Raw genomic sequence first — 12587 nt, 5'->3', positions numbered from 1 at the left:
ACCGCTCGCGGACGTCCGGGCCCCGCGGCTAGGTTCTGGGATCATGCAACGACGACCGCTCGCCCTGGTGCTCGACGTCCTGCTGATGCTGGTCGGCGCCCTGCTGGGGATCGCGACGAACTACGCCACCAACGTGGAGGGCGAGGTGCCGCTCCCGCTGCGGCTGCTGCGCCAGTGGTCGATACCCCTGGTCGGGATCGGGCTCCTCGCCCTGGTCAGCGGCCAGTTGTGGCTGCGCTGGCTGGAGCGGCGCCCCGTGGCCGTCCCCGTCGCGTGGACCGCCGGGCAGCCGCCGTACCCGGGGCTGGAGGCCTTCGGGGAGGAGGACGCGGCCGTCTTCTTCGGGCGGGAGCGGGAGACCGCCGCGCTCGTCGGCCGGCTCCACCCGGCGGTCCCGGCCCGGGCGCACCGGTTCGTGACCGTGGTCGGGCCCTCCGGCTCGGGCAAGTCCTCGCTGGTCCGCGCCGGGCTGCTGCCCGCGCTGACGGGGCGCCGCTCGCGCTGGACCGCGTACCCGGCGATCACCCCCGGAACCGACCCGGTCGGCGCGCTGCGGCGGGCCCTGGACGGCGCCGTGGCCGACGGGCGGCCCCGGGTGCTGGTGGTGGACCAGCTGGAGGAGCTGCTGACCCTCTCGGGCCGGCGCGAGCGGACCGCCTTCGCCGCCGCGGTACGGGAGGAGCTGGCGCGGCAGCCGGGGCTGTGGCTGGTGGGCACCCTGCGCTCGGACTTCCTGACCGGCTTCCTGGAGGCCGGACTGGCCTCCCTGGTACGGGATCCGGTGGTGATCGGCTCGCTGGATCGGGAGGCGCTGCACGAGGTCGTGGCCCGGCCCGCGGCGGCCGCCGGGGCCTCCTTCGAGGCGGGCCTGGTGTCCCGGATCGTCGACGACTGCGGCGGCGGCGACGCGCTGCCGCTGCTGGCCTACACCCTCCAGGAGCTGTACCGGCGGGCGGGCGGCCCCGGGTCGGTGATCGGGTACGCGCACTACCGGGAGGTCGGCGGGGTCGCGGGGGCGCTCGTCGGACAGGCCGACCGGATCCGCGCCGAGCTGCTCGGAGCGGACGGGGAGGAGGGGGCGCGGCCGGACCCCGTGGTGCGGACCCTGCTGCGGCTGGTCACCGTCCAGGGCGAGGAGCCGGCCCGCCGGCGGGTGGCCCGGGCCGAACTGGCGCCCGCCGAGCGGGAGATCGCCGACGCCTTCGTCGCGGGCCGGCTGCTGACCTCCGACGCGGGCGTCCTCGACCTGGCCCACGAGGCGCTGCTGCGCCGCTGGCCGCCCCTGCGGCGGGCCGTCGCGGAGCACGCCGGGCAGCTGCGGCGGCGCGGCGAGTGGGAACGCTGGGCCCAGGAATGGGACTTCGCGGGCCGGGGCGAGTCCTTCCTGCTGACCGGGGAGCGGCTGGCGGCGGCCCGCGCCTGGCGGGAGCAGGCCCCCGCCGGGCTGGAGGTGTCGGCGCTGGTGGCGGAGTACGTGGAGCGCAGCGCCCGGGCGGACGGCGCGGCCCGGGCGCGCACGGCGGACGCGGTGGCGGCCCGGGTGCTGGAGAGCCGGGAGCCGGAGACGGCCGTCGCGGTCGCCCTCGCGGCGGTCACGGAGTGGGCGCCGACCCCGGCCGCCCTCCAGGCGCTGCGGACCGCCCTGGACGGCTCCCTGCTGCGGGCGGTGCGCGGGGGCTTCGGCGCGGCGGTGACCGGCGCGGCCTGGTCCCCCGACGGGGCGCGGCTCGCGGCCTGTTCGGGGGACGGGCGGCTGCGCGTGTGGACGGCGCACGGCCTGGAGGAGGGGCCCGAGGGGGCGGAGGCGGGGGCCGGGGAGGCGGCGCCGGTCGTCCTGGACGTCCCGGGCGACCGGCCCCGTACGGTGGCCTGGTCGCCCGACGGCGCCCTGCTGGCCTGCGTCACCCGGGACGCCCGGCTGACCGTCTGGGACACCGCCTCCTGGCGGCGGGTGGCCGCCCTGCGGCAGCCGGGTGCCGAGGGCGGGCACGACGCGGGACTCGCCGCGCTGGCCTTCTCCCCGGACGGCAGCCGGCTGGTGTCGGCGGGGGCCGGCGGGGAGCTGCGGCTGTGGGACACCGCCGCCTTCACCCCGGCCGGCACCCTGGAGGGCCCGCCCGGGATGCTGTGGAGCGCGGCCTGGTCCCCCGACGGCACCCGGATCGCCGCCGCCGGTGACGACGGGACCGTACGCGTCTGGCCTGCCGCCGGCGGCAGGCCCGTCGTCGCGGGCGCCGCCCACGGGGCCGCGGTGACGGCCGTGGCCTGGTCCCCCGACGGCGCCCTGCTGGCCTCCGCCTCGGCGGACCGTACGGTGGTGCTCCGGGACCCGGCCACGGGCCGCACGGTGCGGCTCCTGCGGAGCATGGACGGGGTCAGCTGCCTCGCCTGGTCCCCGGACGGGACCCGGCTCGCCGCCGGCGACCAGCACCGCAACGTCCGGATCTGGGACCTGGAGGCCGGCGCCGCGGCCGACGGGGAGGGCACGGCCGTGTGGCTCACCGGGCACCTGGACACCGTGCACGCGGTCGCCTGGTCCCCCGGCGGACGGCGGCTGGCCACCGCCTCGCGGGACCGGACCCTGGCCGTCTGGGAGCCGGCCGCGCCGCCCTGCGTACTGCGCGGGCACACCGACTCGGTCTGGCAGAACGCCTGGTGCCCGGACGGCTCCCGCGTCGCCAGCGCCTCGGAGGACGGGACCGTGCTGCTCTGGCCCGCCCCGGAGTTCGGGTCGCCGCAGCTGCTGGAGACCGGGCAGTGCGGGGACCTCGCCTGGTCCCCGGACGGGTCGCGGCTCGCGGTGGGCCGCCGGGACGGCGCTGTGGCGCTGTGGCTGCGCGAAGGGACCCGGGCGGCGGTGCTGCCGGGCCGGCACACCGAGGAGGTGTCGGCGGTGTGCTGGTCGCCGGACGGCACCCGGCTGGCGACCGCCGGACGCGACGGCCTCGTCCACGTCCGGGACGCGGCCGGCGGGGAGCCCTCGCTGGTGCTGCGCGGGCACGACGACTGGGTGACGGGCGCCGACTGGTCGCCGGACGGGAGGCGGCTGGTCACCTGCGGGACGGACCGGAAGGTCATCGTCTGGGACGCGGGGACGGGCGAGCGGCTGCGCACCCTGGAGGGACACGGGGACCAGGTGTGGGAGGTGGCCTGGTCGCCGGACGGGCGCCTGCTGGCGACCGCGTCCCGGGACCGCACCGTCCGCCTGTGGGCCCCGGACGCCGAGGGGGCGGCCGCGGCGGTCGCCGTGCTGACCGGGCACGACGACCGGGTCCAGGACGTGGCCTGGTCCCCGGACGGCACCCGGCTCGGCTCCGTCTCCCGGGACCGGACGCTGCGGCTGTGGGACCCGGCGGCGGCCGGGCCCGCCGTCGTCGTCGGGCTGCACGCCGACTGGGTCAACGGGCTGTCCTGGTCCCCCGACGGCACCCGGATCGCCACGTCCTCGCGCGACCGCACGGTCCGCCTGTGGACCCCTGCCGGCCCCGGCGCCGCCGGACCGCTGCTGCGCCTGGCCGCGGGCCGGGTCCTGCACCCGCCGACGCCGGAACAGCGCCGCGGCCACCAGCTGCCGCCGCCCGCAGCCGTCCCACGGCCACGTGGGTGAAGTGCGCCCCGGCGCCGGTTCCGGGCCGGGGGAAGGCCCGTTGGAGGGGCGTGAACACCCCCATAGACTCGATAGACACCGCTCTCCCGGGCCTCGTCGGCGCCCCCGCGGGCCCGGCCGGTCCGCCGGCCCCCCGCATCCGCTCCGCCCTCGACGGCGGGGTCCTCTCCGTCCGGCTGGCCGGGGAGTTCGACCACTTCAGCTGTCTGCCTCTGCGGGCCCTCCTCGACGAGGGCGCCGCCCTCGGCGCCCGCCGGCTCGTCCTCGACGCGGCCCGCGTCACCTTCTGCGACTCGTCCCTGGCGCACCTCCTGGACCGGTGGACCGGCGGTGGCCGCTCCTGGGAGCTGCTCTCCGGCTCCCGGTCCGTGCGGCTGCTGCTGGACCTCTGGGACCGGGTGGGGCGGGCGGACGGGGCCCCGGAACGGGAGCCGGGGTGAGGGCGTCACTTCGGCGGCCCGGGTGTCGTTAGGCGCTCGGGGCTGATTCGGGGGACGAAGGGATGGCGTGAATGCGGCAGTTTCCGCTGGAGATGCACCATGTGGCGCCGGGGCGCCTGGTCGAGTGGCGGTTGCGGTCGACGACCGCCCCCGGCGCCGCGGACCGGAGGGCTTCGTTCAACCAGGACAAGCACTTCACCGTCGCCGAGGAGAGCCGCGCGGACGGCGACCGGGTCGCGTCCTGGGTGGCCGTCACCTTCGAGGTCGAGGGTCCGCTCGACGAAGAGGTGCTGGCGCGGGCCCTGCTGGGCTTCGTCCAGCGGCACGAGGTGCTGCGGTGCGAGTTCCTGCGGCTGGCCGGGGAGGTGTCGTGCGCTCCCCTGCCGGCCGGGGAACTCGCCCTGGAGGCACACGACGTGGCCGTGCACGGCTCGGCCGAGCGGCTGGGGGCGTTCCTGTCGGAGCGCTTCCAGCGGAGCATCGACACCCTCTCCTGGCCGCTGTTCGTGATGGGCGCGGTGGTCCGCCCCGAGTCCTCGACCGTGTACCTGGCGTTCGACCACATCGTCTGCGACGGCATGTCGATGCCGGTGGTCGCCCACCAGGTGCTCACCGCGTACGAGGCGCTGCTGCGCGGCGAGGAGCCCGTGCTGCCGCCGGCGCCGAGCTACCTCGACTTCGCCGACGAGCAGCGCCGCCGCTACCTGTCCATCGACGCGGACGACGAGCGCCTGGGCTACTGGAAGTCCTTCATCGAGCGCAACGGGGAGTTCTTCCCGCGCTACCCGCTGGACCTGGGCGTCGAGCCGGACCGGATGTACCCGATCGTCAACGAGGCCTCGTGGCTGCTGGACGCCGCCGAGGCCGAGGTGTTCGAGAAGGTGTGCCGGGAGACCGGCGCGAAGCCTTTCATGGGCCTGCTGGCGTCGGTCGCCGTGTGTCTGCGCGAGGCCGGCGGGCCGGGCGTGTACCGGGGGTTCATGCCCGTGAGCGAGCGCGGGCGGGAGAAGTGGACCGACTCGGTGGGCTGGTTCGTCAACACCCTGCCGATCGAGTTCGACGCCTCCCCCGGCAAGGACTTCGCCCAGGTGGTGGCCGGGGTCGGGGAAGGGTTCCGGGAGATGATGCGGCACCTGGACGTGCCCTTCGTGCGGGCGTGGGAGCTGCTGGCCCCGGAGGAGTTCGCCCTGCGTTCCTGGCCGTACGCGGTGAACTTCTTCTCCTACATCGACATGCGCCGCTGTCCGGGCGCCGAGCGGCACGAGGAGTGGCGGCCGACCACGCACGTGTGGTCGGCGACGGGCAACGGGACGTGTTCGTGGTTCCAGCGGGACGCGGACGGGCTGCACATGAACTCCCTGTACGTGGACACCCCCGCCGCCCGGCGCACCATGGACGACTTCCAGGAGGCGCTGCGCCGGACGGTGCAGTGCGTCGCCCGCACGGGCGGCTTCCGCCGGCCGGTGGGGCTGACGGCCCCGCGCCGGCCCGAACCGGATCCGCGGGCGGCGGCCCGGGCGGCGGGGGTCAGGGGCTGACGCCGGGGAGGGCGGCGGCGCGGGCCAGCAGCAGGTCCCGTTCGCGGGCGTTGCGGGTGAGGGAGGCCGCCCTCTCGAACTCGGCGCGGGCCTCCGGTCCGCGTCCGAGCCGCTCCAGCAGGTCTCCCCGTACGCTCGGCAGCAGGTGGTAGGAGCGCAGGGCGGGTGCTGCGGCCAGGGCGTCGACCAGCGGCAGGGCCGCCTCGGGGCCCTCGGCCATGGAGACGGCGACGGCCCGGTTCAGCTCGATCACCGGGGAGGGCAGCAGGTGTACGAGGCGCCCGTAGAGGGCGGCGATGGCCGTCCAGTCGGTGTCCTCGTAGCGGACGGCGGCCGCGTGGCAGCCGGCGATGGCGGCCTGGAGGGCGTAGGGGCCACTGCCGGCGCGCCCGAGGGCGTCGACGCCGCGCCGGATGAGGAGCCGGTTCCAGCGGGAGCGGTTCTGGTCGGCGAGGAGGACCGGTTCGCCGTCGGGGCCGGTGCGGGCGGCGGTGCGGGAGGCCTGGAACTCCAGCAGGGCGGCGAGTCCGTGCGCCTCGGGTTCCTCGGGCATCAGGGCGGCCAGCTGCCGGGCCAGGCGCAGGGCGTCCTCGCAGAGGGCGGGGCGCAGGAGGTCGTCTCCGGCGGTGGCCGCGTAGCCCTCGTTGAAGATGAGGTAGATCACCTCCAGGACGGAGGCGAGGCGCTGTTCTCGGTCCGCGCCGTAGGGGACCTCGAAGGGCACCCCGGCCTTGGCCAGGGTCCTTTTGGCGCGGACGACGCGCTGGGCGACGGTGGGCTCGGAGGCCAGGAAGGCGCGGGCGATCTCCTGGGTGGTGAGCCCGCCCACCAGGCGCAGGGTGAGCGCGATCCGGGCCTCGGTGGGCAGGACGGGGTGGCAGGCGGTGAACACCAGCCGCAGCAGGTCGTCGTCGATGTCGTCCGGGCCGGCGGGCTCGGCGGGGGGCGGTACGTCCTCCAGGGCGCGGCCGACCTCGGCGAGCTTGCGGGCGTAGGTCTCCCTGCGGCGGACGAGGTCGACGGCCCGGTGCCGGGCGGTGGCCATGAGCCAGGCGCCGGGCCGGTCGGGGATCCCGGAGACGGGCCACTGTTCGAGGGCGGCCACCAGGGCGTCCTGGGCGAGTTCCTCGGCGATGCCGACGTCCCGCACGATGCGGGTGACGCCGGCGATGATCCGCGCGGACTCCATCCTGAACACCGTCTCGACCGCCCGGGCCGTGGTCACTGCCGTCACGGCCACCCATCAGAGCAGCCGTGGCCCGGCGGGGCAAACGCGGCGCGGGGGGCGGCCGGGGCCGCCTCGGCCGCCTCCCGGGAGCCGGGGTCACATCTCCTGGATCTCACGGACCTCGGCGCCGACGTGCCAGGAGGTGGGGTGGGTCTCCAGGAACCGCTTGGTCCACTCCAGGGCCTCGGCCTTGTCCTTGCACTGGAGGAGGGCGTAGCCGCCGACGACCTCCTTGGTCTCGGTGAAGGGGCCGTCGGTGAAGCTGATCTTCCCGCCGGACCAGTCGAGGCGGGTGGCCTGGGCGGTGGGCAGCAGCCCGGCGGTGTCGAGCATGACCCCCGCCTTGGTGACCTCCTCCAGCAGGGCGCCCATCCGCTGTTCGAACTCCGGCGGGAAGTCCTGCGGGGGGAGGTCCTGCTCGTTGATGCGGATGAGCGTCAGGAAGCGCGGCATGGTGACTCCTCGGTCGGGAGGGCGGGGGCTTTCCCCGCCTCTCACCCCTGCGTCGAACGGGAGGGGCCCGGATCGACCGCTCGCGGAGAATTCTTCGGGGAATTCTCCGGACGGGCCACCGGGGCGCCCGGCCGTACGCCCGCCGGGCCGTCGGGGGCCCGGGAGGCACCGGGAGGCACTGGTCAGGCGCACCAGAAGAACATCGTGTCCTGGCGGGAGCGCCGGTCCTCGTCGGCGGACGCCCATTCCTCGGCCTCGAAGCGGATGGCCTTGAGGAAGACCTCGACGGTCTCGCGGACCTCCGGGTCCACCCGGTCCAGGACGGCCTCGTGAGCGGCGGTGAACTCGGCGGCCAGCTCGGTCGGGAACGTCCCCATCCAGGGGGTGGTGTCCCCGGCGGGGGGCAGGCGTACGGGCGGCCCGGACATGAGGATCTGGGAGATGCCCAGGCGGGCCGGGAGTCCGGCGCGCGACAGTTCCTCGTCGACCGTCCAGAACCAGGACTGGCGCCGCCAGTCCCCGAGGTCGTGGGTGTCCGAGAAGTGCGGGGCGATCAGCGCGTGCAGGGCGTGGTGGTAGCCGGGTCCCCGGGCCGCGCTGACGGTGCCGTCGAGGAGCTCCTCCAGGGCCTGGGCCACGGAGACGTCGAGGTCGATGCCCTGGGCGTGCAGCCGCCCGTCCACCGTCCGGCACTTCTCGCGGACGCCGGTGAGCGTCCGCTCCTGCTCGGGCGTGCGCTCCACGGCGGTGAGCAGCCTCATCGCTTCGCGCATGCTGCCGGTGCTCATCACAAGGTGACCCACGGTCACTTCCTTCCCCAGGCGATGCTTCATGTTCTCCGAACCGGGCCGTTCCGGCGAAGGCGGCGCCGCCGACGGCTACCGGCTGTCCCCCGACCAGTCCCAGCGGTCCGGGTCCGCGGCGCGGCGGCGGTAGTGGGCGCGGCCGCCCGGCCCGTAGCGGCCTATCTCGGTGGGCAGGCGCGCCTCCTCGGCCAGCCGGCCGGGGCTCCAGCCGGTGACGTCGAGGAGCAGCCCGTCGAGCGGGCCGCCGACGAGCTCGCCGTAGCGGCGGCCGGGGCGGGGGCCCGGGTCGGGATCGTCGTGGTCGGCGCCGTAGACCCTGCGGCGCGGTGTGCTGAGGTCCATGCGCCCAGGATCACAGGGACCACTGACAACGGGCCTAGGCTGGCGGGGAGCGTACGGACGAACCGAGGAGAGCACCGCCCATGACCCGTGGGGTACACCGGCCCCTGGAGGACCGGGAATTCGACTTCATCACCGGGATGGCGCGGGAGACCCCGGTCCTGGCCTATTTCACCGGTTCCTGGCCGAAGGCCGTCGGGCCCTCCCGGGAGATGGACGCCGTCGTCGCGGAGCTGGCGCGGGAGTACGGCGCCCGGCTGACGGCCGTGCGCACGGACATCACCCGCTGCCCGGCGGCGACCCGCCGCTACGGGGTGACCGGTGCTCCCGCCGTGGTGCTGCTGCGTTCGGGCGAGGCGGTGGCGGCCCACGACGGGCCGATGACGGCGCCGGAGCTGCGCGGGCTCCTGGAGGGGGCGGGGGTCTGAGGCCGGGCCGTTTCCCTACGGGTGAACTCGGGCAGGCTGGCCGAAAGTGGCATAGGTAGGATAGGTGCCTAAGGCATGTAATGGAGTCGGCACGACGGAACCATCCCTTGCGAGGTGTTGTTCTCCATGTCCGAAGCCCTGCCCACCACCCGGCCCGACGCCGTCTCCTTCCCGCAGGACCGCACCTGCCCCTACCACCCGCCGGCCGCCTACCAGCCCCTGCGGGACACCCGGCCGCTGACCCGGGTCACCCTCTTCGACGGCCGCTCCGTGTGGATGGTGACCGGCCACGCCGAGGCGCGGGCCCTGCTCGCCGACGGGCGGCTGTCCACCGACCGGACCCACGACGCCTTCCCCCTCCCCAGCCCCCGGTTCAAGGGGATCAGCAGGCAGCGCACCGCGCTCCTCGGGGAGGACGACCCCGTCCACAACACCCAGCGCCGGATGCTGATCCCGAGCTTCTCGGTCAAGCGGGCGGCCGCCCTGCGGCCCCGGATCCAGGAGACCGTGGACCGGCTGCTCGACGCGATGACGGCGAAGGGCACGCGCGCCGAGCTGGTCAGCGCCTTCGCCCTGCCGGTGCCGTCCATGGTGATCTGCGCGCTGCTCGGGGTCCCGTACGAGGACCACGAGTTCTTCGAGGCGCAGTCCCGCAGGCTGCTGCGCGGCCCCGCGCCCGCCGACGTCGAGGACGCCCGCAAGCGGCTGCAGGACTACCTGCGGGACCTGATCCTGCGCAAGCGCGCCGAGCCGGGCGAGGGCCTGCTGGACGAGCTGATCCAGGACCGGCTGGAGACCGGCGAGACCGATGTCGACGAGCTGGTCTCGCTGGCCGCGATCCTGCTGATCGCGGGGCACGAGACCACCGCCAACATGATCTCCCTCGGCACCTTCACCCTGCTGCGCCACCCCGAGCAGCTCGCGGAGCTGCGGGCCGACCCCTCGCTGCTGTCGGGGGCGGTGGAGGAGCTGATGCGGTTCCTGTCGATCGCGGACGCGATGCTGCGGTTCGCCACCGAGGAGATCGAAGTCGGCGGGGTCGTGATCCGGCCGGGCGACGGGGTGGTCTTCTCGACCTCGGTGATCAACCGCGACGAGGCCGTCTTCCAGCACCCCGACGTGCTCGACTGGCACCGCTCGGCCAACCGCCACCTGGCCTTCGGCTTCGGCATCCACCAGTGCCTGGGCCAGAACCTGGCCCGGGCCGAGATGGAGATCGCCCTGGGCACGCTGTTCGACCGGCTGCCGGGCCTGCGCCTGGACGCCGATCCGGACACGATCCCGTTCAAGCCCGGGGACACCGTCCAGGGCATGATCGAACTGCCGGTGGCGTGGTGAGCGGCGTGCGGATCTCCGTGGACCGGGACGTCTGCATCGGCGCGGGCCAGTGCGTACTGGCGGCTCCGGAGGTCTTCACCCAGGACGACGACGGCCTCAGCGGGGTGCTCCCCGGCCGTGAGGACGGCCACGGCAGCGCGATGGTCCGGGAGGCGGCGCGGGCCTGCCCGGTCTCGGCGATCACCGTCCGGGAGGAGGCGCGGGCCCCGGAGTGACGCGGCTGCCCCCGCCGGCCGGGCTGGCGGGGGCAGCGGTCGCGCACGGCGTGCGCGGGGCACGGCGTGCGAAGGGCACGGCGTGCGCGGGGCACGGTCAGAAGGGCCCGGTCAGAGGGGCCGCACCATCTCCGCCTGGGGGCCCTTGGTCCCCTGGGTGACCTCGTATTCGACCTGGGCGTTCTCGTCGAGCGACTTGTAGCCCTGCGCCTGAATGGCGGAGAAGTGCACGAACACGTCGGGGCCGCCACCGTCCTGCTGGATGAACCCGAACCCCTTTTCCGCGTTGAACCACTTCACGGTGCCAGTTGCCATCGGTACTGATCCTCACTCGACGTTCCACTCGGGCCGCCTGCGCGGCCGTCTCGATCCTGCCCACCCGCCCCGCGGACCACACTCCGGACGCCGCCAACCGGGGGTGCGTCGAACGCCCGCGCGAACCTCCGGGAGCCGGGGCGGCCCGCTGGTAAAATGGGCCGAAGACTTCAGGCGCGGGGCGTTTTCGCCCGGTGCGGACGCGTACGACGAGCCGGGGACCGTACCGAGGGGTACGGACCCCGGCTCGTCGCCGTTGCGGACCGCGTTCCCCCGCGCGCTCGGTTCCCCTCACGGAAGGTTCTGCATGAAGAACCCGTCAGCTCACGGGCGTTTCGGCATCAAGGCCGCGGCGTCGGCAGGATCCCGGTCCAAGGGCGGTGGCGGTGGCGGCAAGGCCCCGCGGACCCTCGGCCCGCAGGGCGAGTTCGCCATGCCCCGGACGGCCACCCCGGCCCTGCCGCCGGTGGCCTCGTTCGACGAACTCGGACTGCCCCCTGAGCTGGTGAAGACCCTCGCCGACCAGCAGGTGCGGGAGCCGTTCCCGATCCAGGCGGCCACGCTGCCGAACTCCCTCGCGGGCCGTGACATCCTCGGCCGGGGCCGCACCGGCTCCGGCAAGACCCTCGCCTTCGGCCTGGCCCTGCTGGCCCGCACCGCCGGCCGCCAGGCGGACCCGAAGCGGCCCCTCGCGCTGGTCCTCGTCCCGACCCGCGAGCTGGCGCAGCAGGTCACCGAGGCACTGGCCCCGTACGCCCAGGCGCTGCGGCTGCGCATGGCCACCGTCGTCGGCGGGCTGTCGATCGGCCGGCAGTCCGGGACGCTGCGCACCGGCGCCGAGATCGTGGTGGCCACCCCGGGACGGCTGAGCGACCTGGTCAAGCGGCGCGACGTGCACCTGGAGCGGGTGCGGATCACGGTGCTGGACGAGGCCGACCAGATGTGCGACATGGGGTTCATGCCGCAGGTCACCGAGCTCCTGGACCAGGTGCACCACGACGGGCAGCACATGCTGTTCTCGGCCACGCTGGACCGCAACGTCGACCAGCTCGTGCGCCGCTACCTCAAGGACCCGGTGTCGCACTCCGTGGACCCCCAGTCGGCCTCGGTGGGCACGATGGACCACCACGTGCTGCACATCCACGCGGCGGACAAGGTCTCGACGGCCACCGAGATCGCCGCCCGCGAGGGCCGGGTGATCATGTTCCTGGACACCAAGCACGGCGTCGACCAGTTCGTGAAGCACCTGCGGGCCATGGGCGTCCGGGCGGAGGGACTCCACAGCGGGAAGTCCCAGCCGCAGCGCACCAAGACCCTCGGGCAGTTCAAGGACGGGCAGCTGACGGTCCTGGTCGCGACGAACGTCGCGGCGCGCGGCATCCACATCGACGACCTCGACCTCGTGGTCAACGTGGACCCGCCGGCCGACAGCAAGGACTACCTGCACCGCGGCGGGCGCACGGCCCGCGCGGGCGAGTCCGGCAAGGTCGTCACGCTGGTCACCCCGAACCAGCGCCGCGACATGGTCCGGCTGATGGCCGACGCGAAGATCCGGCCGACCATCACCCAGGTGCGCTCCGGCGAGGCCGCGCTGAGCCGGATCACCGGCGCGCGCAAGCCCTCCGGGGTTCCGCTGTCGGGGGCGCTGCCGACCGACGCCAAGGGCCGGCCGAGCGGCACGGAGCTGGGCTTCCGCGGTCTCGGCACCCGCCCGGGGCGGACCGGCCGGGGCAAGGAGTCCCGCAAGACGATCGAGGCCCGCCAGGCCGCCGAGGCCCGCCGCGCGGCCCGGGTCCGCACGGACCACCCGCTCCGCGATGGACCGGGCCGACGCGGACACCGCCAGCCAGCGGCCGTCCGCGCTGCGGTAGGTGTTGCGG

The 12587-nt window shown here is 75.2% G+C and carries 12 protein-coding genes; 7 read left to right on the top strand and 5 right to left on the bottom strand.

All coding sequences use genetic code 11. The features are described from left to right. Positions 1–43 precede the first annotated feature (43 nt). The 3 genes from ABT403_RS36495 to ABT403_RS36485 all read left to right on the top strand — a co-directional run bounded on the left by ABT403_RS36495 (position 44) and on the right by ABT403_RS36485 (position 5585). Positions 44–3607, top strand: a complete 3564-nt coding sequence (locus ABT403_RS36495) for an nSTAND1 domain-containing NTPase (protein WP_344168167.1) — start codon at positions 44–46, stop codon at positions 3605–3607. Positions 3608–3657: 50 nt separating this feature from the next. Beyond that, entirely contained in the window at positions 3658–4047 is a 390-nt protein-coding gene (locus ABT403_RS36490; protein WP_344168170.1) for an STAS domain-containing protein, read from the top strand. Positions 4048–4118: 71 nt separating this feature from the next. Further along, complete coding sequence (locus ABT403_RS36485) at positions 4119–5585, top strand: condensation domain-containing protein (protein WP_344168173.1); 1467 nt, start codon at positions 4119–4121, stop codon at positions 5583–5585. Here ABT403_RS36485 and ABT403_RS36480 read toward each other — a convergent pair. The 4 genes from ABT403_RS36480 to ABT403_RS36465 all read right to left on the bottom strand — a co-directional run bounded on the left by ABT403_RS36480 (position 5575) and on the right by ABT403_RS36465 (position 8414). Continuing rightward, complete coding sequence (locus tag ABT403_RS36480; protein ID WP_344168441.1) at positions 5575–6810, bottom strand: RNA polymerase sigma factor; 1236 nt, start codon at positions 6808–6810, stop codon at positions 5575–5577. The two genes, ABT403_RS36485 and ABT403_RS36480, sit on opposite strands and share 11 nt — an antisense overlap. 99 nt (positions 6811–6909) lie before the next feature. Continuing rightward, positions 6910–7266 (bottom strand): YciI family protein, encoded by a 357-nt coding sequence (locus ABT403_RS36475; protein ID WP_344168177.1) that lies wholly within the window; start codon positions 7264–7266, stop codon positions 6910–6912. 182 nt (positions 7267–7448) lie between these two features. Next, entirely contained in the window at positions 7449–8069 is a 621-nt protein-coding gene (locus ABT403_RS36470) for a DUF7691 family protein (RefSeq protein WP_344168180.1), read from the bottom strand. Between the two features lie 75 nt (positions 8070–8144). Then, positions 8145–8414: a DUF8847 domain-containing protein gene (locus tag ABT403_RS36465; RefSeq protein ID WP_344168183.1), complete on the bottom strand. Its 270-nt coding sequence runs from the start codon at positions 8412–8414 to the stop codon at positions 8145–8147. 80 nt (positions 8415–8494) lie between these two features. On the opposite strand from ABT403_RS36465, the gene ABT403_RS36460 reads away from it, so the two are divergent. The 3 genes from ABT403_RS36460 to ABT403_RS36450 all read left to right on the top strand — a co-directional run bounded on the left by ABT403_RS36460 (position 8495) and on the right by ABT403_RS36450 (position 10392). Next, positions 8495–8839 carry a thioredoxin family protein gene (locus tag ABT403_RS36460; RefSeq protein ID WP_344168186.1) on the top strand — a complete coding sequence of 115 codons (345 nt, stop codon included), beginning with the start codon at positions 8495–8497 and terminating at the stop codon, positions 8837–8839. 126 nt (positions 8840–8965) lie between these two features. Beyond that, the gene (locus tag ABT403_RS36455) at positions 8966–10177 is read left to right on the top strand and encodes a cytochrome P450 (protein ID WP_344168189.1); all 1212 of its coding nucleotides are present in this window, start codon (positions 8966–8968) and stop codon (positions 10175–10177) included. A gap of 5 nt (positions 10178–10182) precedes the next feature. Beyond that, positions 10183–10392: a ferredoxin gene (locus tag ABT403_RS36450; protein WP_344168192.1), complete on the top strand. Its 210-nt coding sequence runs from the start codon at positions 10183–10185 to the stop codon at positions 10390–10392. A gap of 111 nt (positions 10393–10503) precedes the next feature. Here ABT403_RS36450 and ABT403_RS36445 read toward each other — a convergent pair whose 3' ends face one another. Next, the gene (locus tag ABT403_RS36445; protein ID WP_344168195.1) at positions 10504–10707 is read right to left on the bottom strand and encodes a cold-shock protein; all 204 of its coding nucleotides are present in this window, start codon (positions 10705–10707) and stop codon (positions 10504–10506) included. Positions 10708–11014: 307 nt separating this feature from the next. On the opposite strand from ABT403_RS36445, the gene ABT403_RS36440 reads away from it, so the two are divergent. Continuing rightward, a partial coding sequence (locus ABT403_RS36440) for a DEAD/DEAH box helicase (RefSeq protein WP_502966020.1) occupies positions 11015–12587 on the top strand: 1573 nt, incomplete at its 3' end.

Origin of the sequence: Streptomyces sp. NPDC000075 (assembly GCF_040301925.1) — a bacterium.
GTDB classification, from domain to species: Bacteria; Actinomycetota; Actinomycetes; order Streptomycetales; family Streptomycetaceae; genus Streptomyces; species Streptomyces polychromogenes.
This window is presented reverse-complemented; position numbering and strand designations above follow the sequence as displayed.